The 24,921-nt window shown below is 65.4% G+C and carries 22 protein-coding genes; 2 read left to right on the top strand and 20 right to left on the bottom strand.

The features are described from left to right. Positions 1-2 precede the first annotated feature (2 nt). From YUU_RS0103890 to YUU_RS0103795, 20 genes are all read right to left on the bottom strand, one after another. Positions 3-629, bottom strand: a complete 627-nt coding sequence (locus YUU_RS0103890; RefSeq protein WP_027521184.1) for an FMN-dependent NADH-azoreductase — start codon at positions 627-629, stop codon at positions 3-5. 3 nt (positions 630-632) lie between these two features. After that, the gene (locus YUU_RS0103885) at positions 633-2,201 is read right to left on the bottom strand and encodes an isochorismatase family protein (protein WP_027521183.1); all 1,569 of its coding nucleotides are present in this window, start codon (positions 2,199-2,201) and stop codon (positions 633-635) included. A 20-nt stretch (positions 2,202-2,221) separates the two neighbouring features. After that, positions 2,222-3,070, bottom strand: a complete 849-nt coding sequence (locus YUU_RS0103880) for an MBL fold metallo-hydrolase (RefSeq protein WP_027521182.1) — start codon at positions 3,068-3,070, stop codon at positions 2,222-2,224. Positions 3,071-3,101: 31 nt separating this feature from the next. Beyond that, on the bottom strand, positions 3,102-3,992 hold the full coding sequence (locus YUU_RS0103875; RefSeq protein WP_027521181.1) for an amidohydrolase: 891 nt from the start codon (positions 3,990-3,992) through the stop codon (positions 3,102-3,104). Then, entirely contained in the window at positions 3,989-5,110 is a 1,122-nt protein-coding gene (locus tag YUU_RS0103870; RefSeq protein ID WP_027521180.1) for a VWA domain-containing protein, read from the bottom strand. Before YUU_RS0103870 ends, YUU_RS0103875 begins: the two co-directional genes overlap by 4 nt. Further along, positions 5,107-5,988, bottom strand: a complete 882-nt coding sequence (locus tag YUU_RS0103865; RefSeq protein ID WP_027521179.1) for a MoxR family ATPase — start codon at positions 5,986-5,988, stop codon at positions 5,107-5,109. Before YUU_RS0103865 ends, YUU_RS0103870 begins: the two co-directional genes overlap by 4 nt. A gap of 8 nt (positions 5,989-5,996) precedes the next feature. Beyond that, on the bottom strand, positions 5,997-7,019 hold the full coding sequence (locus tag YUU_RS0103860) for a xanthine dehydrogenase family protein molybdopterin-binding subunit (RefSeq protein ID WP_027521178.1): 1,023 nt from the start codon (positions 7,017-7,019) through the stop codon (positions 5,997-5,999). Continuing rightward, entirely contained in the window at positions 7,020-8,600 is a 1,581-nt protein-coding gene (locus YUU_RS0103855) for a xanthine dehydrogenase family protein molybdopterin-binding subunit (RefSeq protein WP_027521177.1), read from the bottom strand. A gap of 11 nt (positions 8,601-8,611) precedes the next feature. Beyond that, positions 8,612-9,088 carry a (2Fe-2S)-binding protein gene (locus YUU_RS0103850; RefSeq protein ID WP_027521176.1) on the bottom strand — a complete coding sequence of 159 codons (477 nt, stop codon included), beginning with the start codon at positions 9,086-9,088 and terminating at the stop codon, positions 8,612-8,614. A gap of 5 nt (positions 9,089-9,093) precedes the next feature. Next, a complete protein-coding gene (locus tag YUU_RS0103845) occupies positions 9,094-9,912 on the bottom strand; it encodes a xanthine dehydrogenase family protein subunit M (protein WP_027521175.1) in 819 nt (272 codons plus the stop codon). A 2-nt stretch (positions 9,913-9,914) separates the two neighbouring features. Beyond that, positions 9,915-10,358, bottom strand: coding sequence for an SRPBCC family protein (locus YUU_RS0103840; protein ID WP_027521174.1), 444 nt, complete (start codon positions 10,356-10,358; stop codon positions 9,915-9,917). A gap of 3 nt (positions 10,359-10,361) precedes the next feature. Then, complete coding sequence (locus tag YUU_RS0103835) at positions 10,362-10,799, bottom strand: SRPBCC family protein (RefSeq protein WP_027521173.1); 438 nt, start codon at positions 10,797-10,799, stop codon at positions 10,362-10,364. A gap of 10 nt (positions 10,800-10,809) precedes the next feature. Beyond that, positions 10,810-13,710, bottom strand: a complete 2,901-nt coding sequence (locus YUU_RS0103830) for a flotillin family protein (RefSeq protein ID WP_027521172.1) — start codon at positions 13,708-13,710, stop codon at positions 10,810-10,812. Positions 13,711-13,736: 26 nt separating this feature from the next. Next, positions 13,737-14,570, bottom strand: coding sequence for a phosphoenolpyruvate hydrolase family protein (locus YUU_RS0103825; RefSeq protein ID WP_027521171.1), 834 nt, complete (start codon positions 14,568-14,570; stop codon positions 13,737-13,739). Positions 14,571-14,573: 3 nt separating this feature from the next. Beyond that, positions 14,574-16,790, bottom strand: a complete 2,217-nt coding sequence (locus YUU_RS0103820; protein WP_027521170.1) for an ABC transporter permease — start codon at positions 16,788-16,790, stop codon at positions 14,574-14,576. Continuing rightward, on the bottom strand, positions 16,783-17,565 hold the full coding sequence (locus YUU_RS0103815) for an ABC transporter ATP-binding protein (protein WP_027521169.1): 783 nt from the start codon (positions 17,563-17,565) through the stop codon (positions 16,783-16,785). The genes YUU_RS0103820 and YUU_RS0103815 overlap by 8 nt, the downstream gene beginning before the upstream one ends. Then, complete coding sequence (locus tag YUU_RS0103810; RefSeq protein ID WP_027521168.1) at positions 17,558-18,637, bottom strand: branched-chain amino acid ABC transporter permease; 1,080 nt, start codon at positions 18,635-18,637, stop codon at positions 17,558-17,560. The genes YUU_RS0103815 and YUU_RS0103810 overlap by 8 nt, the downstream gene beginning before the upstream one ends. A gap of 1 nt (position 18,638) precedes the next feature. Beyond that, the gene (locus YUU_RS0103805) at positions 18,639-19,649 is read right to left on the bottom strand and encodes a branched-chain amino acid ABC transporter permease (protein WP_027521167.1); all 1,011 of its coding nucleotides are present in this window, start codon (positions 19,647-19,649) and stop codon (positions 18,639-18,641) included. A gap of 306 nt (positions 19,650-19,955) precedes the next feature. Beyond that, positions 19,956-20,783, bottom strand: a complete 828-nt coding sequence (locus YUU_RS0103800; RefSeq protein WP_027521166.1) for an AraC family transcriptional regulator — start codon at positions 20,781-20,783, stop codon at positions 19,956-19,958. A gap of 127 nt (positions 20,784-20,910) precedes the next feature. Then, the gene (locus YUU_RS0103795; RefSeq protein WP_027521165.1) at positions 20,911-22,161 is read right to left on the bottom strand and encodes an ABC transporter substrate-binding protein; all 1,251 of its coding nucleotides are present in this window, start codon (positions 22,159-22,161) and stop codon (positions 20,911-20,913) included. Between the two features lie 321 nt (positions 22,162-22,482). On the opposite strand from YUU_RS0103795, the gene YUU_RS0103790 reads away from it, so the two are divergent. Beyond that, complete coding sequence (locus tag YUU_RS0103790; protein WP_371260472.1) at positions 22,483-23,673, top strand: fumarylacetoacetate hydrolase family protein; 1,191 nt, start codon at positions 22,483-22,485, stop codon at positions 23,671-23,673. A gap of 266 nt (positions 23,674-23,939) precedes the next feature. After that, on the top strand, positions 23,940-24,905 hold the full coding sequence (ytfQ, locus tag YUU_RS0103785; protein WP_027521163.1) for a galactofuranose ABC transporter, galactofuranose-binding protein YtfQ: 966 nt from the start codon (positions 23,940-23,942) through the stop codon (positions 24,903-24,905). Positions 24,906-24,921 lie beyond the last annotated feature (16 nt).

The raw sequence follows: 24,921 nt of genomic DNA, 5'->3' as shown, positions 1-24,921 counted from the left end.
CGTCAGAACCGCCTCGCCATCTCAGCGAGGCGGCGGTGGGCGCTGTCGCGCGCGGCGCGGATCGGTTCGGCCGGTCCCGCCGTGGGGCCGATCGGCACGAAGCGCACGTCGCTCACGCCGATGAAGCGCAGCGCCTCGCGCAAATAGGGCGTGGCCATGTCAAGGCGGCCGCGATTCATCCCGGTCGAATAATCGCTGCCGCTAGCCAGGATCACCAGCGTGGGGCGGTCCTTGAGCAGCGGAAAATAGCCCTGCGATGGATCGAGGCGAAAGGTCAGGCCGGGCTGGATGATCACGTCGAACCACTGCTTCAGCTTGTAGGGGATGCCGAAATTCCACATCGGCGTCGAGATCAGCACGCGGTCGGCGAGCGAAAAGCGTAACGCCATCCGCTCGGCTTCGGCAAAGCTGTCCCGCTGTGCGTCGTTAAAGGCCTGCGCCTTCATGCGCGCATACTTCGCCTCGACGATCGGGCCGACGAACTCCGGCATGCGCTCTCGCCAGAGGTCCATCACGTCGACGTCCCAGTCCGGGTGCACCTGACAAAACCCGTCAAGAAAGACGCGCGCGCCGGCACTCGACTCGGAGTCGGCGCGCGGCGAGCAGGACAGGTGCAGGAGCTTTGCCACCGCTCATCCCAGCGCTCTGATGACGGTCTCGGCCTTGGTGACGACGGCGACGTTCTGCATGGCGAAGTTCACTGACGCGTTGTGCCAGTCGGCATTCATGGTCGAGCAGCAATCCTCCGGCACGATCATGAAATAGCCCTTGTCCGCACCGGTTCGCGCGGTGTGCTCGACGGACATGTTGGTCCAAGCGCCGGTGTTGATGATCATGTCGCGCCCCGTCGCCTTAAGGACCGTCTCGAGCTTCGTGCCTTCCCACGCGCTCATGCGCATCTTCTCGACCACGAAATCGCCGGGCCGCGGCTCGAGGCCGGACACGGGCGCAGCGCCCCAGCTCCCGCGCACCATCGCCTTGCTGTCGACCAGCCCCTCGAACAACGGCGCGTTCAATGTGACGCCGGGCGCGCCGGGCTCGACCACGAACCAGACATGGATGATGGCAACACCGCGGGAGCGCGCGGCTTCCGCAAGCCTACGCACGTTTTCGATCACGTTCTGCTGGCGCGCATGCACGGGGGCGCCGGACTCGGCAAAGGCGCCGCCTTCCATGACGACGTCGTTCTGCAGGTCCTGGATGATCATGGCGCAGCGCTGCGGATCGAGCCGCAATTCGCCGTCGGTCAGGATCGGCGCGGCTGCGGAGGCGCTCGCGCCCGCACCGCCGCGCTTGCCGCTCATATAGGGTTCGTGCCGCGGCCCCGTTCTGGTCGGGATCGCGTAGACCGAATGCGTCGCGGTGAGATAGAGCGTGCGGAAATCTGGCCCGCCCCAAGCGAGGTTGGCGACGAGCTCCGGTACCCGCACCTTGCCGAGCAACTCGCCCCTCGGCGAATAGACCCAGACACCGCCCGGCGCAGTGACCCAGACATTGCCGTGCTGATCGCACTTCATGCCGTCGGGCACGCCGGGTTCGAGCTCCGACTTGATGCCGCTTGCGAACACGCGCGCGTTGCCGAGCGATCCGTCGGTGCTGACATCGAACACCCGGATCAGCGCCTGCACGGTATCGTTGACATAGAGCAGCTTCTCGTCCGACGAGAAGCAAAGCCCGTTCGGCTGGTCAAACAGGGTGCGCTCGACCACGAGCTGCGGCTCGCCGCCGGGCATGACGCGATAGACGCCCTGGAAGCCGAGCTGCCGCGGCCGTTCGACGCCGTAGACCGGCATGCGGCCATACCAGGGATCCGAGAAATAGATCGCGCCCGAGGAATGCACGCAGACATCGTTGGGGCTGTTGAGCTCCTGACCCTGGAAGTGCGAGGCCAGCACCTCGCGCCGGCCATCGGGCCGTTCGCGGATCAGCGACGACGTCGCGTGCTCGCAGACGATCAGGTTCAGCTCGGCATCATAGGTCATGCCGTTGCACTTGTTCGCGGGGCGCTTGACCTCGACGACACCGCGCCGCGCATCCCAGCGCCGGCGCACGTCGCCCGGCATGTCCGAGAACAGCAGGTAGTGATCGACCGGATGCCAGATCGGCCCTTCCGTGAAGTCAAAACCCGTGCCGACCTGGCCGACCGGCGCATAGGGGTCGATCAGGGTCTCGAATTCGGAACGCAAGGTGACGTGGGTCATCGGTCGCTCCCTTGGGAATATCAGGCGGGGAACCAGTTACGCTGCGGCAACGACTGCACGATCGGTCCGGGGACCTGGTCATGCAGCCGTCCCACGACATTGCCGCCTTCGATCTTGGCGGGCCGGTCGTGCACCGGCAGCAGGTACCGCGAATTGCTGAGCAGCTTCTTGATCGCCGCCTTCTCGGCGCGCTTGGTCGTGCCGTGATTGCCGGTCGTGCGCGGCTCCCAGTCGTGGATCTCGTGGAAGGGTGTGACGATCTGGTCGTTGAAATCGTAGATCACGTCGCCGCAGATGGTCGCGATGCCATCAGCAGTGTGGACGATGATGTTCATCGAGCCTTCGGTGTGCGCGTTCGCAGCGTCGCAATAGACACCGGGCATCAGCTCGATGGGACCGGTGATCTCGAGGTCGAGGAAGCGCAGCGCGCTCTTGGTGTGCAGACGGTCGATCAGATGCTTGATGTCGGGCGCCGGATATTGCGGGTGCATCAGGCCGGAGACCGAATATTCGAGCTCGCGGCGGTTGACGACGACCGTCGTGTTCATCGGGAACAGATCGTCCTTGCCGGCGTGGTCGATGTGCAGATGGGTGTGACAGACGAAGCGGACGTCGCCCATGCGCACGCCGTGGCGCGTAAGCTGGTTCTCGATCATGTGCTCGTGATACTGCAAGCCACGCATGCCCAGCGTTTCCATGATCTGGTTGGAGCGGTAGCCCGTGTCGACGACGACCGGATAGGGGCCGCCAAGGATCAGGAAGCCGAGGGTGAGGACGCGCCGGGTGCGGCCGCAGTCGCGGCCGAGAACCAGAAAGCTCGATTCCAGCTCGATATCGCCATAGTCCAGGATCTTGATCTCCAGCGGCATTCTTTCCCCTCCCTGTCTCTCTTTGCTGCCTCTACGGTCCAAGCCGGTAGACGCTCGTCGCGGTTGTCCTGAAAATAGCCTGGCGCTGCGCGTCGTTCAGTGGCGCAGCGGCAGCGCTGAACGCGTCTACCAGCTCGCGATAGCTGGTCCACAATTTCTCAATCGGGAAGTTCGAGCCGAACAGACAGCGTTCGGCGCCGAACATCATGACGGTGTCGGCGACAATGGTGGCAATATGCGCGGCATCGTTGCGGTGGATAAACGTGCCGAGCCCTGAAAGCTTGACGTAGACGTTCGGGGACGCAGCAAGACGGCCCATGCCGACGCGCCAGGCGGCGCGGCCCGCGGGAGACAAATCCTCGGGCATGCCGGCATGTTGCAGGATAAAAGTGACGTCGGGGCAGGCGTCGGCGAGATCCGCTGCATCCGGCATCTGCGGTGTGAAGACCTGCAGATCAAAGCTCCAGCCATAATCGGCGAGCCGCGCGATGTTGCGGCGGATCATGAGATTGCAGCAGAGATCAGGCCGCGCCGCAAAGCGATAGAGCGGGTTCTCGTGCCAGTGGAGCTGCATGCGCACGCCGCGCATCAGAGGATAGCGCTCCAGGCGGTCGAGTTGCGGACGGACGTCCGCGGCGGCGAAATTGGCATAGGCGACGATGGCATGCGGCCAGCCGTGCTCATCGGCAGTCCGCTGCACCCAGGCGGCCTCATCCTCGAAACGGTCGTTGGCCCAGTTGGTCTGAACGTAGACGGAGCGGGTGACGCCGGTGCCCTTGAGATCGTCGAGATATTCTTCGATCGGATAGTCGCGCCGGATCGCCTCGTACGGGCCGAAGATGCGCGGCTGCATCGGGCCCGTCAGCCATGGCAGATCAGCCTGGCGCCAGATGTGGTGATGGCCGTCGACAATACCGGTCACGCCACTCTCCTTCGTCCCAGCGCCAGCACATGCGCAACGATCGACGCGCTCGAACTGCCGTCGACGAGATCGTCGACGAAGCGTTCGATGGCGACCAACGCTTCGGTTTGCGGACGGAAACCGGCAGCCGTTGCGAGCGGCGTAAGCCAACTCAGCCGCCAGGCGCGCCGCGACAATTTTGCGACTGCGTCGCGCAAGCTATCGGGCTCGCCGCGCTCCAGGCCGTCGGAGACGATGACGACCGCGGCACCGCGCGCATAGCCGCCGAAGCGTGGCACGGCGAGGAAGGCTTGCAGCGCGTCGCCGATCCGCGTGCCGCCGTCCCAGTCGCTGACGAGATGAGCGGCGGCATTGAGCGCCTGCTCCCGGCGCTTGATGCGCAATGCCCGGGTGACGCGGGTGAGGCGCGTGCCGAAGGTGAAGACCTCGATAGTGGGCGCGGCCTGCACCAGCGCATGCGCAAGCTTCATGTTCTGCTCGGTACGGGCTTTCATTGAGCCCGAGACGTCGATCAGCAGCAGGAACTTGCGCGGGCGCTGCCGCCGCTTCAGGTGTCCGAGCCGCAGGATCTCGCCATCGCTGCGGACCGTGTCGCGCAAGGTCCGGCGCAGATCGGCGAAGGGCCCGCGACGTGCGCGCATGCGGCGATGGCCGCGCCGCTTCGGCAGGCGCCTTGGCGCCTCGCGTGCGAGGCGGCGCAGTACATCGCTGCTTGCGGTGACCGCGAACCGCCGCTCGACCAGCGCCTCGGCACGGGTAGCAGTCAGGCCCGACTCGCTGGTGTCATCAGACCGCAGCGGCTCCTCGTCGCCGCGGCCTTCCTCTTGCAGCCGCACGGTCTCGTCATCTTCACCGTCATCGGTCCGCTCGATCGCCTCGCTGCCGCGGAAGTGCAGATCGAACAGCCGGTCGAAGGTGGCGCGCCGCTCGGGCGGCGGGGCCAGGGTTGCCAATGCCGCCTGCCGGATGTCGTCGAGGCTGCGCGGGCCAAGCAGTTCGATCGCGGCGAGGAAGGACGTGGTCTGTTCCGGCGCAACGGCAAAACCGTTGGCGCGCAGAAGCGCGACGAAGGAGATGAAGACGCGCGCGGCGCGTGGCAATTGCGGTTCCGTACTCATGCCGAAGCCTCCGCCAGCAAAGCGTCGAGCCGCGGCGAGATGAAGTGCAGGTCCTCTTCGTCCTTGAGCGCAACGCCGATCGAGCGCTTGAAGGCGTCCGGCCAGCGCGCGCCGCCCTTCTGCAGCAACGTCGCGGCCTCGGCCCAGTCCACGGCCTCGGCGATCCCTGGCGCCTTGCTCAGCGGCTCCCGCCGGAGCTTGCCGACTGCCGCAACGACCGCGCGAGCGGTCGCCTCGGCGACGCTGGAAGCCCGCATCATCACGATGCGCGCTTCGCGTTCCGGGGTGGGATAGTCGATCCAGTGATAGACGCAGCGTCGGCGCAAGGCTTCGTGCAAGTCGCGTGTGCGGTTGGAGGTCAGCACGACCACCGGCCGTTCCGCTGCGCGAACAGTGCCGCGCTCAGGAATGGAGATCTGGAAGTCGGACAAGAATTCGAGCAGGAACGCTTCGAACTCCTGGTCGGCGCGATCGATTTCGTCGATCAGCAGCACGGTGGAATCAGGTGCGCGCAGCGCGGCGAGCATGGGACGCTCGATCAAGAACGTCTCGCCATAGATGTCGATGCTCTCGTCGCCGGCCTGGCGGATCGCCAGCATCTGGCGCGGATAGTTCCATTCGTAGAGCGCGGCGGACGCGTCGATGCCTTCGTAACATTGCAGGCGGATCAGCCGGCGGCCCAACACGGCGGCAATCGCTTTGGCGGCCTCGGTCTTGCCGACACCCGGCGCGCCCTCGAGCAGCAGCGGCTTGCCGAGCGCGAGCCCGAGATAGGCCGCGGTCGCAAGCCCCTCGTCGGCGAGGTAATAGGCCGCGCGCAGCGCCTTCTCCAGCGCTTCGGGGCTGTCGATGCCGACGATGTTGCTGCGAACCGCCACGACAAACCTCAGCGCCGCGCCTGCGGCCGCGCGCCGCCCTGGGCCTTGATCGCGCGCAGCACTTTTTCGGGCGTGATCGGCAGATCGTCGATGCGCACCCCGACGGCATTGAAGATCGCGTTCGCAACGGCCGGCAGCACCGGATTGGCGCACATCTCGCCGGGACCCTTGGCGCCGAACGGGCCGTCGGGAGCCGGGCGCTCCAGTACGGCGATGTCGTGTGGGCAAATATCACCTGGCCCGGGCATCAGATATTCGACGAAATCCCGCGGCCCGTGCACCGGGTCCGGATAATAAGGTTCCGGCGTCTCGTAGAGCGCGTGGCTGACACCCATCCAGGCGCCGCCGACAAGCTGCTGCTCGACAAGCCGCGGGTTGAGCGCGCGGCCGAGTTCATAGGCCGAATCCATGCGCACCATGGCGACCTCGCCGGTCTCGTCGTCGACCTCGACCTCGGCGACGAGGCAGGCATGCGCATAGCAGGTTGCCGGCGACATCTCGCCAGTTTCAGGGTCCACGTCGGAAAGCGGCACCAGGAAAATGCCGCGGCCGGAGATGGTCTTGCCCTGCTTGAACTGCGCGGCGATGGCGACGTCCTTGGTCGAGATCGAGCGGTGTGGCGCGCCCTTGACGTGGATATTGCCGCGCCCGTCGGTCTCGAGATCGGCGGCGTTGACCTCGAGCTCCTCGGCGGCGGCCTCCATCATTACCCCGCGGGCCTCGCGCGCCGCGGCCATCACGGCGTTGCCGACGCGATGAGTGCCGCGCGAGGCGAACGAGCCCATGCAATGCGGGCCGGTGTCGGAGTCCGCCGTGTCGACATAGACGTCCTCGACCGGGACGCCGAGCGTCTCCGCACAAATCTGGCGGGTCACGGATTTCATGCCCTGGCCGAGATCGATCGAGGACAGCGCGACCGTGAACTTGCCGCTGGGATTGGAATGAACCAGGGCCTGGCTCGGATCGCCGCCGAGATTCATCCCGATGGGATAGTTGATCGACGCCATGCCGCGTCCGCGATGCCTGGTCATCTAGCGCCTCCTGGTGCCGAAGACGGAGGAGAAACGGGTGGCTCCGTGCGAGGGTGCTGCGGGCCGCGGCGAGGGCGGCGGCGGTGTCGGTGGCGGCGGCTCGCGGGTCACCGTGGGCGGAAGCCGGTCATAGGTCGTGCGCTGCTGCGTCGGTGCGGCCGGCCGCGCGCGTGATTCTGTCGGCGTCGGCGGAATGGCTGCGCGGCTGCCGCCGCCGTCCTTGCGCGAGGACGCTCGCCTGAACTCCTCGCGGATCGGCCATTTGGCCTTTTCGGCTGCGACCTGCACACATTCGATCAGCGCCGTATTCTTCGCCTCGCGTCGATGCGCCTTCATATCGCCGTCGCGATAGGCGTTGAGGATGCGGAACTCCATAGGGTCCATGCCGACGAGATGCGCCAGCTTGTCCATCTGGCATTCGATGGCAAAGTCCATCGCGGTGACGCCGAAGCCGCGCATCGCTGTCGCCGGCGTGCGGTTGGTGAAGATGCAGTAGACGTCGCCATATACGTTCGGGATAGTGTATGGGCCCGGAAGGTGCGCGGCGCATTTCACGGCGGCGTAGCTGGAGAGCCGCGTATAGGCGCCGCTGTCGAAATAGGCGCGGATTTTTCGCGCGACGATACGGCCGTCGCGCATCACGCCATCCTTGATGTAAATGCGCTCGGCGCCGCGCGGCGGGCCATATTGCATCTCCTCCTCGCGCCCGAACACGTAGCGCACGGGACGCCCGGTCAGCATCGCGCCGAGGATGGCGAGCGGTTCGGTCAACGTATCCACCTTGCCGCCAAAGCCGCCGCCGACGGTGCCGCCGATGAAGTGGAAGGTGTTGGAGGGCACGTCCAAAATCTTCGCGCAGGTATCGACCGAAAAGAACAGCGCTTGGGTCGAGGTATAGACGACGTAGCGGCCGTTGGTGTCGGGCGCCGCGATCGCGCCGTTGGTCTCGGTCGGCGCATGCTCGATCGGCGACATCTGGTAGCGCTGCTCCAGCACGTGATCGGCTGTCGCGAGCGCCGCGTCCGCATCGCCGAAGCGGAGCTTCTGATGATCATAGACGTCGTGATAGGTGAAAGTGTTCTTCGGATAGGTCTCGTTGACCACGGGCGCACCGGGCTTCAGCGCGTCCTCGACGTCGAACACGGTCGGTAGCGGCTCGTAGTCGATGCGCACTTTTGCGATGGCCTCGAAGGCCTCGCGCTCGCTATCCGCGACGATGGCGACGATTGGCTCGCCGTTGTAACGGACCTTGTCGACCGCAAGCGACGGCTCGTCGTCCTTGCCGAAATTGATCAGGCTGAGCAGCGTATTGAGATTGCGCGGCACGTCGGCGCCGCGGATGACCCGGCGTACGCCCTGCGAACGCTCCGCGTCGCTCGTATCGATGCGGCGCAGCCGCGCGTGGGCATGGCTCGAGCGGACGACCTTCAGATGCAGCATGCCCTGCAATTTGTGATCGCCGAAATAGGTAGAGGTGCCCGTGACGTGGCCGAGCATGTCCTGGCGCTGCGTGCCCTTGCCGATCTCCTTGAGATTGTCGTCGCGCTCGTCGGCGAAGATGTCCTTGCGCAATTCCAGCATGGCAAATGTCCTCAGGCGCTGGCCCGGCCACCCGAGGCGGCGAGGATCGCGTTGATGATCGGCTCGTAGCCGGTGCAGCGGCAGATGTTGCCGGAGATGGCTTCCACGATCTCGGCGCGGCTCGGCTGCGGATTACGGTCGAGCAGGGCCTTTGCGGCCATCAGCATGCCCGGCGTGCAATAGCCGCACTGGGCCGCGAAATTGTCGGCGAAAGCGCGTTGCAGCGGATGCAGGTTTGGACCTTGCTTCAAGCTGTCGAGCGTCTCGACGGAACGGCCGGCGACGGTCTCCGCCAGCGTCAGGCAGGAGAGATGAAGCTCGCCGTCAACCAGCACGCTGCAGGTGCCGCAACCGCCCTGGCCGCAACCGAATTTCGGTGTCATGTCGCCGATCAGCTCGCGCAGCGCGACCAGCAGATTGGTGCCGCCATCGACGAAGATAGCGACGTCGCGGCCGTTGTGACGAAATTGCAGCGGGGTCTTGGACATGACGTCTATTCCTGACCCGAGAGAAGGCGACGCAGATGCACGCCGACGATCTCGCGGCGATACCAGGCGCTGCCGAGTGCATTGTCGGATGGCGATGTCCCCTCGCTCGCGGCGGACGCTGCAGCTGCGATCGAGGGGGCGTCGAGCGAACGGCCCTCCAGTGCGCGTTCGGCGGCGCGCGCGCGGATCTGCGTCGGTGCCATCGAGCCGAGCGCGATTCTGGCGCCGGCAATTCGGCCACCGCTGATCGGCAGATGCGCCGCGAGCGTGATGACGGAACCGCCCTTGGGCTTGATACGGGCGACCTTGCGATAGCGGAATGCGTCAGCGCTCGCCGGCCGGGTGCATGACACGGACAGCACCAGCGTGCCAGCCTGCCGTTCGCGCGATTGCAGGAATTCTTCGATCGGGATATCGCGTGCGCCAAAACCGCCTTGCACGGCGACAGTGGCATCGAGCGCAAGCAGGGCGACCGTGAAGTCGCCGTATGGACTGGGTGCGAACAGATTGCCGCCGACCGTCCCCATGTTGCGAACCGCAGGCCCGCCGATCGAGCGGGCAGGGGCGTGCAGGAAGGCGAGATCGCGCTCCGCCAGGATCCTCGCAAAGGTCACGCCCGCGCCGAGCGTGATGCGCGGGCCGGATGCGTCGATCCGGGACAATGCCTGATCATTGGCGCGGACGACGGTCGAGATCGAGATATCGCCTTCGTTCAATGCGCGCATCACGAGCGTGCCGCCGCCAAGGTAGCGCGCGCTACGGTCCGACGACAGGGCCGCGGCCGCTTCGCTGGAGCTCGTAAAGGTCTTCACCGTCACAGACATGATTACGCGGCCTCATTCAGATGCCGGCGGATGGCCTCGAAGCCGGCCTGGTAAATGTCTTCGGCGACCATGTGGGTGATGCGGGCTGCGTCCTCGGGCTTCGTCGTGAAGCGCGATTCCCAGTGCCAGAACGTGCGGTCGCCATCGGTGACCGGCAGCAGGCGTACATGGGCTACGTAGTTGAACATGGGAATGGGAGTATCGAGCAGGCAGTAACTAAAAGTCTGTTCGAGATCTGAGAGCGCCAGCAACTGCTCGCGCAGCTCCGAGCCGTCCTGCAGCTTGAATCGCCTGATGCAGCCGATCTTGTCGGAGGGGTGCGCGCGCTCGATCGAGGAGGTCGCGACCGCCGGGTGCCAGTGGTCATGGCCATTGAAATCCCGCAGCACGGCCCATGCCGCGTCGGTCGGCGCGTCCAGGATCGTGCTCTTGACGATGTGGGGCACGGCTCAACCTCCAAACACGCGCTTCAGGGCATCGAACCCGCCCTGGAACACGCCACCGCCGATATTGTTGACGAGCTCGCTTTCCCGCTCCGGAGCGCAGTCGAATTCGGCGGTCCACTCCATGAAGGTCTGGTCGCCGTCGGTGACCGGCGTGAGCCGCAGCGTCGCGACATAGTTCTCGACGCCCATGGGGGATTCCAGGATCGAATAAGTGCAGAACATGTCGTAGTCGGAGAGGCCGAGTAGCTTCTCGCGGATGCGGTCGCCGTTGCGCAGGCGGAAATCCCTGACGCAGCCGATCTTGTCGGAGGGCTCGCCGCCCTCGATGCGGCTCTCGGCGATTGCCGGATGCCAGTTTGGCATGCCATTGAAGTCGCGCACCCGCGCCCAAACGCGGTCGTTGCGTGCATTGACGACGGTTGAGACGTAGACGCGGGCCATGATCTAGACCTCAACTCTTCTTGCGCGGGCCGCGCCCGACCGGCGGTTCGCCCTCGGCGGAAGGCGTAGGCGAGGCGGCCGGCTTGTCGCCGCCGCCTTTGCGTGTCGAATCCTTGATGCCCTGCATGTCGCGGGCCTCGCGGATCAGGCCCGGCATCTTGGCGAGGCTGCCGCCTTCGACGCCGATGTCGGACAGGATGGAGTCGATCAGCGGTGCCTGGACGCGGTAGCGCAGCGCCGAGTCGATCACCTCGTCGGTGGCGCTGCGGCCACCATTGCCACCGCCATGGCCGGCGCCGTTGAGGCCGTCGACCTGGAGAATGCGGATGCCCTCGATCTTCTCCATCGGCTTGACGCTCTCGCGCACGATGCCCTCGATGCGGTCGAGCAGCTTTCTGCGGAACAACGAGTAGCGCGCCTGATCGGTCAGCACATTCTCGGCCTCGTTCAGCATCCGCTGCGCCTCGGCTTCGACGGCCGCGCGAACACGCTCGGCTTCGGCGGCAATGCGCGTCTCCTCGGCCTGCTTCTCGGCGAGCAGCACCTCGACCGTCTTACGGCGCTTGGCGATCTCGCTCTCGCGGGCTGTGACAACACGCTCGGCGGCTTCGGTCGCGCGCATGCGCGCTTCCTCGGCGGCGGCGCGCGCGGCGGACTCTTCCAGAGACTTCTGATGGATGGCGATTGCCTTCTCCATCAGGACGGTCTCGACTTCTTTCTCGCGATTGACTTCGAGCTTGCGCAGCTCGCGCTCGCGGCCGATGCGGGCTTCGTCCAGACCACGGTCGGAGGCGATGCGAGCACGCTCGACTTCCTCGCGGGAGGCGATCTCGGCTTCCTGCAAAGATTGCACGCGCGCGACCTCGAGCTGCTCGATCGCGCGACGCCGCTCGATACGCGCGGCTTCCAGCGCCTGTTCGCGCGAGACGTCCGTGGTTTCGACCTCCTTGCGCGCGACGATCTCGGCCTGCCTGACCTGGCGGTCGGCATCGATGCGCTCGGACTTCTTGGTCGATAGCGCGATGACGCGGTCCTCGTCCGCGATCTCGACCGCCTTCTTCTGCTCGATATTGAGCACCTCGCGCTTCTTGGAGGAGTTGATCCGCTCGGCTTCGAGTGCAAGGTCGACGCCGATGCGCTGGCGCTCGATGGCGTCGCGCCGCTTCAGCTCGGCCGCCTCCAAGATGCCGGTCCGCTCGATTTCGAGCGCGCGGGTCTCACGCTCGGCCTGGATGCGCTCGGCGGCAACCGTTTTCTCCTGCGCGATACGCGCGGCCTCGATCGCCTCGCGGGAGGCGATGTCGGCTTCCTCGACAGCGCGGTTGCGGGCGATCTCCAGCGAGCGGACGCGCTCCTCCTGGGCGATGCGCGCCGCCTCCGTCGCTTCGCGTGCCGTGACGCCGGCGATATCCAAGGTCTGGTTGCGATCGATTTCCAATTGCCGCGTGTTCTGCTCGGCGGCGATACGCTCTGCCGCGAGCGTCCGTTCGCGGGCAATGCGGGCGGCTTCGACCGCGCGCTGAGCCTCGATCTCGGCCTCCTGGATGGTACGCACCTGCTGGATTTCCAACGCGCGGGTGCGTTCGTCGGAGGAAATGCGCTCGACATTGACGATCATGGTCTGGGCGATGCGGGCCTTTTCAGTGGCCTCGCGTGCCGCGATTTCGGCCTCATCGACGGCGCGGGTACGCTCGATCTCGCGGCGCCTTGTCTCTTCCTCGTTGGCGATGCGGGCGTCGGTCACCACCCGATCCTGCTGGATGCGGGCCTTCTCGATCGCTTCGCGTGCGGCGAGCTCGGCTTCCTCGACGGTGCGCATCCGTTCGATCTCGCGCTGGCGGACCTCGCGTTCGGATGCGATACGCGTCGTATCGATCGAGCGCTGGTTGGCGATCCGGGTCTTCTCGACCTCCTCGCGGGCGAGCAGCTCCTTCTCTTCGATGGTCCGGGTCCGCTCGATCTCCTTCTGGCGGGTCTCGCGCTCGGAGGCGATACGGGCCTCGGCAATGGCCTGATCGTTGGCAATGCGGGCCTTCTCGATGGCTTCGCGCGCAGAAATCTGCGCCTGCTCGGCCTCGGTCTCGCGCAGTGCGCGCTCGCGGGCGACCTCGGTGCGCTGAAGCGCGCGGCGCATCTCGATGTCGCGTTCCTGCTCGAGGCGCGCGGTCTCGCTTTCGCGCTCGATCTCGAGCGCCTGCCGCTCGGCCTCCAGGTTGCGGGAGCGGATCTTGATCATCGAGTCCTGCTCGATGTCGTTGCGCAGCTTGCGCTTGGCCTCGATGTCCTCCATCAGCCTCGTCAAGCCTTCGGCGTCGAAGCGGTTCGAGGGATTGAAGAATTCGAGGTCAGTCTGGTCGAGATCGGTGATCGCGACCGACTCGAGTTCGAGGCCGTTCTGGGCGAGGGCTTCGGCTGCATTGGTCTTGACGCGTGCGACGTAGTCGCCGCGCCGCTCGTGCATCTCCTCCATGGTCATCTCGGAAGCAACCGAACGGATCGCGGAGATGAACTTGCCGGCCAGCAGGGCGTGGAGCTGCTCCGGCTCCATGGTGCGGCGGCCGAGGGTAGCGGCCGCAATCGAGACGGCTTCGCGGGTCGGCTGCACGCGGACGTAAAAGTCCGCCTCGATGTCGACGCGCATGCGGTCACGGGTGATCACGGCGTCCTGCCTGGAACGTATGATGCCCATCGGCAGCACGTTCATGTTGACCGGCGTGTAGTCGTGGATGAAAGGCAGCACGAAAGCGCCGCCGTTGATCACCACGCGTTCGCCGAGGAAGCCGGTCCGGACGAACGAGACTTCCTTTGACGAGCGATGGTACAGCCAGTTCACGATGTAGACGCCAACCACGATCACGACGATCGCGACGATCAGCCAGAGGATCAATTCACCGACTAGAATCCCCGACATCTTTCCCTCCCTCGAACGTTTCGGCGTTAGCGCGCGCCGATCGCCTTGAATTTGCGTACCTGGTCCGTCATTGCCCGCTCCACGGGCAGGCGCTCCATCGAGGAGGCTCCGTAGAAGCCGTGGCAATAGCGGGTGTTCCTCATGATGAAATCGGCGTCCGCGGGATCCGCGATCGGACCGCCATGGGCGAGCACCAGAATGTCGGGGTTGACGCTGAGCGCGGCTGAGGCCCAGGTGTCGATATGCGCCGGGCAATCGGCAAGCTTCGGCGCGGTCTGCGCGCCAATCGTGCCGCCGGTCGTGAGCCCGAGGTGACAGACGATGATGTCGGCGCCGGCGATCGCCATCGCGGCGGCTTCCTTCTCGCTGAAGACGTAAGGCGTCGTCAGCATGTCCTTCTCGCGCGCCTTCGCAATCATGTCTATTTCCAGCGCGTAGGACATGCCGGTCTCCTCCAGATTGGCGCGGAAGATCCCGTCGATCAGCCCGACCGTCGGAAAGTTCTGTACGCCGGCGAAGCCGAGAGCCTTCAACTGGTCGAGGAAGACGTCCATGTCGCGGAACGGATCGGTGCCGTTGACGCCGGCGAGCACCGGTGTCTTGCTGACCACGGGCAGGACTTCGCTCGCCATTTCCAGCACGATGGCGTTGGCATCGCCGTAGGCCATCAGGCCCGCAAGCGACCCGCGACCGGCCATGCGATAGCGGCCGGAATTGTAAATGACGATGAGGTCGACACCGCCGGCCTCTTCGCACTTGGCGGAGAGACCCGTGCCGGCCCCGCCGCCGACGATCGGCTCGCCGCGCTTTGCCATCTCGCGAAATCGCTTCAGCAGTGCAGCCCGTTCAAACCTGGCCATCGGTCACCTCGCCATTCTCCGGCGCGCCCCGGTGCGTCCGAACAGGGTCTTGAACGCACTGACAATCGTGGAGGCGAACTCGGGATCGTTGATGTTGTTCTTGACGCGGAAGAGCTGGCGATTGCTCGTCTGCCGCACCGTGCGCTCGAGTGCACGGAACAGCGCGGCATCGGCCTCGGGATCCCAGAACGGTCGTCCCTGCGCATCGAGCGCGGAGACGCCCCCCTCAGGGAGGAAGAAGCGCACCGGCCCGTCCATCTGGTTGAGCCGCTCGCCGACCCACCGCCCCATGCGCTCGTTCTCCTCCACGGTGGTCCGCATCAATGTGACCTGCGGATTGTGGACGTGGAATTTGCGACCGCGATAGCGCTCCGGGATGGTGTCGGGCGCGCCGAAATTGACCATGTCGAGTGCACCCACGGAGCCGAGATAGGGGACGCGGCTGCGGATGATCGCGCCGAAGCGATCCTCGGTCGCCGGAAATACGCCGCCCATCAGGAGATCGCAGACTTCCGTCGTCGTGAGATCGATGACGCCGGCGAGCTGGCCTGACTCGACCAGCTTCTCCATCGAGCGTCCGCCGACGCCGGTGGCGTGGAAGACAAGGCATTCGAAATCATCGCGCAGGTCGGCCGCGATCTTCTGCACCGCCGGCGTGGTGACGCCGAACATGGTGATGCCGATCGCGGGCTGGCTTGCGCTCGCGGCGCGCTCCTTCGCCTCGCGCTGGTCGAGACGTGCCTTGACCATGCCGGCAAGCGCGTTGGCGCCGTTGGCCAGCACGGCGCGCGAGATCGAGTTGAGGCCCTGCACGTCGGTGACCGAATACATCATGGTGATGTCAACCGGCCCGACATAGGGGCCGACGTCGCCGGAGGCGACCGAGGAGATGATCAGCTTCGGCACGCCGACGGGGAGGGCCCGCATCCCCGGTGCAACGAGCGAGGCCGCACCCGAGCCGCCGGCCGAGATGACGCCGGCGACGTTGCCCTGGCGGCGCAGCCAGTTTGCGAATGCATCGGCCATCGCTGTCACGGCGACACCGCGGTCGGGGCCAAACACGGCCAATCCGCCGCGGCCGTGGTTCAGCGCGATCTCCTGCGCGGAGACGTCGCAGCTCGTGTGCCTGCCGCTGGTGGAGACGTCGACGAGGCGCGTGCGCAGGCCGCTTTCCGCGATGATGTCTCGGATGAAGCGCAGTTCCGTGCCCTTGGTGTCGAGCGTGCCGACGACCAGCACGACGGGCGGGCCGGAGGTTTGCGCCGCGACCGGCTCGCGCTTGCGCCGCGCGGTTTCGTCGAGCCGCGCGATCTGAGTGGAGAGTGTGCGCGCTGCGGCCTCGATGCGGGCGATCGGCACCGGCTGCGACCAGCGCGTCGGCAAGGTCGGGTTGGAGATGTAGATGCGGATCGGACCGCTCGGACGCGTGGGCTGCGGTGCAGCTTTTCCATCAGAACCGGTCGCTGGAACATCGATGTCCGGCGTAAGCTCGGCATGAATCCCAACGCCAAGCAGACGCTGTTGCAAATCGCGGTCGGCGGCAAGGCGAACCGAATCGATGATGCGGTTGATCCGGCCGTTGACCATGATCGCGACGTTGCGCGAGATCGCGGTGGCAACGCCGATGTTCTGCTCGATCACGAGCACGGACATATCGCCGTCCTCGCCGAGACGAAGCAGCATCTCCTCGACCTGGGCGACGATGACCGGCGCGAGGCCCTCGGTCGGCTCGTCCATGATCAGGAGCTGCGGATTGGTAAGGAGCGCGCGCGAGATCGCGAGCATCTGCTGTTCGCCGCCCGACAGCTGGCCGCCGCCATGGCCCTTGCGCTCGGCGAGCCGCGGAAACGTGTCGTAGATGCGCTCGACGGTCCAGGCGCCGCTGCGGATGCCGCCGGCAAGCTGCAAATGCTCGTCCACGCTGAGCGAGCGCCAGAGGCGGCGTCCCTGCGGCACATAGCCGACGCCGAGCCGCGCGATGTGCGCCGGTGGTCGCCGCGTGATGTCTTCGCCGCGAATGCGGATCGAGCCGCCGCTCACGGGCACCAGCCCCATGATCGCCTTGCACAGCGTGGTCTTGCCCATGCCGTTGCGCCCCACAACGGAGAACACGCCAGCGTCGAGCGAGAGCTCGACGCCTTGCAGCGCATGCGAATGGCCGTAATAGACGTCGAGGCCTTTCACCTCGAGCGCGGGCGCGGAGCGACGGAGCTCATTCATGACCGCCTCCGAGATAGAGCTCCTGGACCTCGGGGTCGGACTGGATCTCCTGCGGCAGGCCTTCCTTGAAGATGCGGCCGTTGTGCATCATCGTGACGCTCTCGACGACGCGCAGCGCCACGTCCATGTCGTGCTCGATGATGATGTAGCCGATATGGGCAGGCAACGACGTCAGGATCTCGATCAGTTCCAGCCGCTCGGCCGGCGAGAGGCCCGCGGCCGGCTCGTCGAACAGCACGAAGCGCGGGGCGCCGGCCAGCGCCAGCGCGATCTCGAGCTGACGCTGCTGGCCATGCGCGAGCTCGGCGACACGCTGATCCCTGACGTTTGTCAGATGCACCGCCTGCACGAGATTTTCGGCGGCATGCATCAGCGCGTCGTTCTGGCCTGGCCGCAGGAGCGAGAAGCGTCCGCGCGAGACGCCGCGGCAGGCGAGGTAGACGTTGTCCTGCACGGTGAGGCCGGGGAATAGCGCAGAGATCTGGTAGGTTCGGCGCAGGCCGCGGCGGATGCGCTCATAGGGCGGGAAGTGCGTAATGTCCTCGCCGAAGAAACGGATGGTGCCGGAGGAGAGCGGGAAGTCGCCGGTGATGCAGTTGAACAGCGTAGTCTTGCCGGCGCCGTTGGAGCCGAGCACCGCGCGCCGCTCGCCGGGGCGGACGGTGATGGTGACGTCGGTCAGCGCCGCGAGCGCGCCGAACAGCCGCGTCACGCCGCGTAGCTCAAGCGCGGCGCCGGCGCCGACGGCCGAGAGGCGATGGGCGACGCTATCCATGACCGCGGCCTCCGCTTGAACGAGGCGTGCTCAGTCGCTCGCGCCAGCGCTGCCAGAGTCCGATGACGCCATCCGACGACCAGAACACGATGGCGAGGAAGCCGAGCCCGATCAGCAGCCGGAAACGGTTGCCGTCGAGCCCGATCTTGACCAGGAAGTCGAGCGCGAAGGTGCGCAGCAGCACGAAGATCAGCGCGCCGATGTAAGGGCCGATAGGCCGCGTGATGCCGCCGACGATCGCAATGATGAGAATGTCGATGCAGGCGCCGACGCTGACCGAGCCGGGCGAGATCTGCCGGTAGTTCCAGACCTGCAGCACGCCGGCAAGCGCCGCGACGAAGGACGCAAACGCGTAGGCGGCGACGCGATGGGCATTGACGTTGAAGCCGAGCGCCGCCATGCGGCGCGGATTATCGCGCACGCCTTGCAGGGCCAGACCGAACGGCGCCCGCGAGATGTATTCGACCGCGAAGTAGCAGAGCGCGGCGACGCCGAGCACGATGTAATAGAAGGGAATATCGGCGCGCCAGTTGACGCCCCAGAAGCGCGGCGTGCCGACGTTGTTGATGCCGGTGTGGCCGTTGAAGATCGCCCAGTTCTGGTTGGTGAAGTAGTAGAACGCCGCGCCGATCGCGAGCGTGATCATGATGGTGTAGATGCCCTCGGTCCGCACCGCGAGCGCGCCGCCGAGCGAGCCGAACGCGGTGGCGAGCGCGAGCGCCATGGGGACCGCAAGCCACCACGGCCAGCCCAGGCTGATATTGGCGTTGTCGCTGGTGCCGAACACCGCGACCATGTAGGCGGCAAAGCCCGCCACGGTGAGCTGCATCAGGCTGACCATGCCGCCATAGCCAGCGAGGAACATCAGGCTCAGCGCGATGGTGCCGAGGATCAGCGTGGTCGCAAAGATCTCGATCAGGAAGAAGCCGTTGGCGATCAGCGGCATGATCAAAAGGACGATCGCGACGATCCAGGCGGCGGGATTGTCGATCTCCGGCCAGCCACGCAACGCGGGCCGCTGCACGCCGGAGGCGGTGCGAACGGGAACGCGTGCGTCGTGGGTGAGCGACATGTCAGCGCCTCGCGAGCAGGCCTTGCGGCCGGAGTGCCAGCACCAGCACCATGATCAGGAAGGTCACGACGATCGCATAGGTCGGGATGTAGACCGAGCCGAGCTGCTCGGCGAGGCCGATGATTAGGGCGCCGAGGGCGGCGCCCGGGATTGAGCCCATGCCGCCGACGATCACGACCACGAGCGAGGCGAGCAGGAAGCGGATGTCCTCGCCCGGCGAGAGCGATTGAAACGTGCCGCCGACGACGCCGGCAATGCCGGCGAGTCCGGCGCCCAGCGCAAACACCAGTACGAACACGACCTGGATGCGTACGCCGGTCGCGGCGAGGATGTCGCGGTCATCGACCCCGGCGCGGATGATCATGCCGATCCGCGTGCGGTTGAGCGCCAGCCACATCGCGATCCCGATCACCACGGACGCCGCGAAGATCACGAGCCGCACCAGCGGATAGCGCAGATAGACCGGCTCACCCGAGGATTTGAGCGCCGTGATCAGCGGCAGCTCGATGGGGCCGATCAGCCAGCTCGGGGTCGGGATCTGGTAGAAGTCGCCGCCGGCGGCCCACAGCATCAGGTCGGCAAACACGATCGAGAGCCCGATCGTCACCATGGTCTGGCGCAGGTCCTGGCCCTCCATGCGGCGGAAGACGATGACCTGGAGCAGGATGCCGACCAGCGCTGTCAGGATGAAGGCGATGATGAAGCTCAGAATCCACGAGCCGGTCGAGGCGCTGATGGCGTAGCCGACATAGCCGCCGAACAGATAGAGCGAGCCGTGCGCGAGATTGACGTTGCGCATCAGGCCGAAGATCAGCGTGAAGCCGCTCGCGACCAGGAAGTACAGCCCGCCGAGCGTGATGCCGTTGAAGACGGCGTTGAGGAACACCCGCTTGCGGCCGATCGCCTCTTCCAGCCCCGGCGGCCAGACCGCGAAGATCAGCCATAGCGCGAGCGCAATCGCGATGATGACGATCAGCGCCCAGGCGGGATGGCGTTCGACAAAGCGGGTCATGATGGCCGCTCGCTCTTCACCTCGCCCCGCTCGCGGGGAGAGGTCGGAATTTGCGCAACGCGCAAATTCGGGGTGAGGGGAGGGGACCACGGGTCCAACCGCCACCGACCTCGCGGAGGCTCCCCCTCGCCCCAACCCTCTCCCCGCAGGCGGGGAGAGGGGGCAGGCAGACCGTCACCGGCTGCTAGCCCTGCCATGGACGTGCATCTCCCTGGGTTCGCGATCCTCTTTCGGGATCGCGTTCCGTGTATCCTAGCGAGGAGGCGAGGAGGGTGTTTGATCGAGAGTATCTTTTCGCGCGCGGCTTTATGCGCGCAAAACCTTGGCTGCGCGGCGATAATCGGTCGGGGCCATGCCGACATTGGCAGCGAAGAAGCGGGTGAAACCACTCTGCGAGGAGAAGCCGAGATCGAAGCCGATATCGGCGATCGGCGCTTCGCTCGCGACCAGCGCCTCCAGCGCCTGCTCCATGATCAGCGTGTTGAGATAGAGATGCGGGGTCACGCCGGTCTGGGTGCGGAACAGGCGGTAGAAATGCGGCCGCGACAGGCCGGATTCACGAGCGATGGTGTCGAGCTCCATCTCGGCGCCCGGACTTTCGGACATCAGCTTGATGCATTTGCGCACGCGAAAATCGGTAACGGCGCCGGCCGCGCGGGTATCGCGGGCGATCTCGGCCTGCTGCCAGCTTTCGTCGTAGCAGATGTCGATCAGTCGCCTGAGCTCGGAGTCGAGGCTCGAGAGCGAGGGCGCGCCGCACACCAGCGCCGCGGTCCTGCGGATGTGCTTATCGAGCGCCGGCGTGCGCTTGAATTGGGTGCGGCCGAAACGCAGCCGGTCGGCGCCGGGCGCATCGGGCGCGAACCACTCGGCGTTGACGTAGAGCACGAAGAAGATCGCGCCGGCGTCGAGATCGGAGGGCAGGAAATTGTGCGGTTCCCAGGGGTTGACGGCGACAACGGAAGTTTCATTGAGCTGGAAGCGGCCGTCGCAAACGTCGATGCACGCGGGCATGCCGCCGACATGGAAGATCAGATGACCCTCGCGATGCGCGTGGATGTTGAAAGGGCGGTTCAACTGATAGACCGTCGCCCGACCGAACCGGCCGTGGAAGACGGCGAGCGCCCGGCTCATGCCATCCCCTCCCGATGTTCTGTTGTTTTGCCGTTAGCGTTCAACAACCGGGGAGAGATTGCAAGGGCGGTGAGATCCGCGCCTCGCAAATCGCTCCCCGGTCGCCGCAGTTGCGAACGTGATTGCGTCAGTACTTCTTACATTCCGGTACTGAACGGCTCGGCAGTCCGATCTTGGCGAACACCGCCGGATCGTAGCCGAGGGTCTGGTTCACATTCGGGATCACTTTCACGACCTTCGAGAACAGCGCGCCCTTGCCGTCATCGACGACCTCGGTCACGAAGTTGGTGCCGATTGCCTGGCGGTTGGAGTCGAGCTTGATCTTGCCGTTCGGCGCGTCGATCTCGAGCTTGGCGAGCGCTGCCTTGAACTTCTCCTGGTTGTTGGAGAGGTCGCCGTTGACGGCGCGCAGGCCAAGGATCAGCGCCATGGTCGAGCCGTAATAGTTGGTCGCGAGCAGCGACGGGCTCGGGAAGCGCTTGTTCGGCGGGAAGGCGTCCTGATAATCCTTCACGAACTTCTGCCAGCCGGGATCCTCCCAGGTGTCAGCCTGTCCGCTCGCCGCCAGCGTGCCGATCAGTGCGTTCTTGGCGTTGCCCTTGGAGGACAGGATGGTCTGGTCGATCATGATCGAGCCGCCCATCAGATGCGCCTTGCCGCCGGCCTGCTGGTACTGGTTGAGGAAGTTGACGGCGTCGGCGCCGCCCAAGCCCAGATAGATCGCATCGACATCGTCGGGCAGTGCGGCAATGACCGAGGCAAAGTCCTTGGTGCCGAGCGGTACCCATTGCCGATTGGTGACCTGTCCGCCCATGCCGCAGAATTCGAGCACCAGCCCGAACACCTGCGTGTAGATGAAGGAGTAGTCCTCGCCGACCGTCGCGATCTTGCGATAGCCCTTGTTCTCATAGGCGTATTTGCCGAGGCCGACCTGCCACTGCGCGCCGTCCATGTTGTAGCGGAAGAAGTTCGGCGCGGGATCGACAAAGGTGGTTTCCTGGGCGCCCGAGGCCGCGTTGATGAAGGTCAGCTCCGGATGGGTTTTGGCGAAGTTCTTCACGGCGATGCCTTCGTCGCCGGACAGCGGCGAGAGCAGGATCTGCACCTTGTCTTGCTCGATGAGCTTGCGCACGGCGCGCACGGCGGAGTCGGGCGTTGCATCGGTCGAGGCGATGATGAATTCGAGTTCCTTGTCGCCGACCTTCTTGCCGAGCACGTTGAGCGCGGTCTGATGGCCGCGGATGCCGTCCTCGCCGAGCACGGTGTAGGTGCCTTCGAGGGTTGCGGTGACGCCGACCTTGATCTTCTCCTGAGCCATGGCTGCGCCCGAAAGCAACAGGCTGCTCAGCGCGATGAGTCCCACACTGCCTTTCAACATTGCTCTCCTCCCTTTAGTCGTCATTCTTGTCGTCATTATTTGCCGGTAGCTCGTTGGCACGAGGCTCACGGTTCTTGAATGAAGGCTAACCGAACTCGGATGCAGCGCACGCGTCGGAGCCATGCGTGGCTTAACGGGCAGTCTCATTTTGATTGTTGCGTCGCAAATGGTTCCGCGGTGCAATAGGCGAGGGCGCGCGGTGAGATTGAATCGCGCGCTGCCCAGTAGCGGAGCGCCCGCAAATGGTGTTTTTGGTGCTGGCGAGCGGCGCGTCTGTCGTGCCACGCGCGGGTGACAACGAATGAGAAAAGGACCGATACAATGAAGTCGGAAACGGCCAGGATGACACTGACGGCGAAGGACGTTTTGCCGGAGGACGGGACGCGCGGCACGCTGGTCGGACGCGTCTGGCTGCCGCAGGTCAATGGTCCTGCCGTGGTCGCGGTGCGCAGCGATGGCGTGTTCGACGTCACCGCGCGGTTTCCGACCATCAGCTCGCTGTGCGAGGAGGCCGATCCGGCAAAGGCGGTGAGCGAGACCAAGGGTGAGCGGATCGGCGATCTCGAGGCGATTGCGGCGAACACGCCGCCCGACCAGCGCGACCGGCAAAAACCCTGGCTGCTCGCGCCGGTCGATCTTCAAACCCTGAAGGCCGCCGGCGTGACCTTTGCCGTCTCCATGCTGGAGCGCGTGATCGAGGAGCGGGCGAAGGGCAACCCGGCCTCGGCCGAAGCGATCCGGAAAGAGGTGACGCGGCTGATTGGCGACGATCTGTCGAAGCTCAAGCCCGGCTCGGAGGGGGCTATGCGGCTGAAGCAGGTGCTGATCGAGCAGAACGCATGGAGCCAATATCTCGAAGTCGGCATCGGCCCCGATGCGGAGGTCTTCACCAAGGCGCCGGTGCTGTCGTCGGTCGGCGCCGGCATGGATGCCGGACTGCATCCGAAATCGACCTGGAACAATCCGGAGCCGGAACTGGTGCTGTTCGTCTCGAGCCGCGGCAAGATCGTCGGCGGAGCGCTCGGCAATGACGTGAACCTGCGCGACTTCGAGGGCCGCTCGGCGCTGCTGTTGTCGAAGGCCAAGGACAACAACGCCTCCTGCGCCATCGGCCCGCTGCTGCGGCTGTTCGACGACACGTTCTCTCTCGATGACGCACGCAAGCTGGACATCAGCCTCAATGTGAAGGGGCAGGACGGTTTTGTGCTCAACGGCCATTCCTCGATCAGCAAGATCAGCCGCGATCCCACTGATCTCGTCGCGCAGACGATTGGCAGCGTGCATCAATATCCGGACGGCTTCGTGCTGTTCCTCGGCACGATGTTCGCGCCGGTCGATGATCGCGATGCGCCGGGGCAGGGCTTCACCCACAAGCACGACGACATCGTCACGATCGCTGCGCCCGAGCTCGGCAAGCTCACCAATCGCATGCGCACGAGCGACGAGTGCGAGCCCTGGAGCTTCGGCATCGGCGCGCTGATGAAGAACCTGGCGCAACGGAAGCTGCTGTAACGCTGGGGTGCCAGCATCGGCGTAGACCGCGTTCAAAGCCGGTGCTGGCCTTGCCTCCGCAAAACTATCGAAAACAACCCCATGCAAAGTAGGGCCGCGGCGCGTGTCGACGACAAATCCGGGGATCAGTCATATAGTAAAATAATATTACTATACAGCGCCGAACTTCCGTGAAATGGTGCCTCCCGCCGCCCAGAGGGGCGGTTTAGCAGGTGCTATGATACCAATTGGCACCCGAGATAAACATTTTTTGGGAGACACGCCTGATGACCCTCAAAGCCCTCTTTGCGGCCAGCGCCACGGCCGCGCTGCTGCTTTCGCTGCCGGCCAATGCCGGCCAGCTCACGATCGGTTTTTCGCAGATCGGATCGGAATCCGGATGGCGCGCCGCTGAGACCTCGGTCTCCAAGCAGGAAGCAGCCAAGCGGCAGGTCAACCTGAAGATCGCCGACGCCCAGCAGAAGCAGGAGAACCAGATCAAGGCGATCCGGTCCTTCATCGCTCAGAACGTCGACGCGATCTTCCTTGCGCCGGTCGTCTCGACCGGATGGGACGCGGTCCTGAAGGAGGCCAAGGAAGCCAAGATCCCGGTCGTACTGCTCGACCGCGACATCGATCCCTCCGGCAAGGACCTCTATCTGACCGCGGTCACCTCGGACAGCGTGCACGAAGGTGCCGTCGCCGGCGAGTGGCTCGCCAAGACGGTCGGCGAGAAGGCCTGCAATGTCGTCGAATTGCAGGGCACGGTCGGCGCCAGCGTCGCCACCAACCGCAAGAAGGGCTTTGACTCCGTCGTCGCCAAGCATCCGAACCTGAAAGTGGTGCGGAGCCAGACCGGCGACTTCACCCGCGCCAAGGGCAAGGAAGTGATGGAGAGCTTCATCAAGGCGGAAGGCGGCGGCAAGTCGATCTGCGCGGTCTATGCGCATAATGACGACATGATGGTCGGCGCGATCCAGGCCATGAAGGAAGCCGGCCTCAAGCCCGGCAAGGACGTCCTGACCGTCTCGATCGACGCGGTTCCCGACATCTTCAAGGCGATGTCCGCAGGCGAAGCCAATGCCACGGTGGAGCTGACGCCGAACATGGCAGGGCCCGCGCTCGACGTCATTGCCGCCTTCAAGGACAAGGGCACCGTTCCGCCGAAGTGGATCCAGACGGAATCGAAGCTCTACACCGCCTCCGACGATCCGCAGAAGGTCTACGACAGCAAGAAGGGTCTTGGTTACTGAGCCCTCCCGTGCGCCA

The sequence above is a fragment of the Bradyrhizobium sp. Ec3.3 genome (assembly GCF_000472925.1).
Classification (GTDB): Bacteria; Pseudomonadota; Alphaproteobacteria; order Rhizobiales; family Xanthobacteraceae; genus Bradyrhizobium.
The sequence above is the reverse complement of the archived record's forward strand: the minus strand, read 5'-3'. Positions and strand labels throughout refer to the sequence as shown.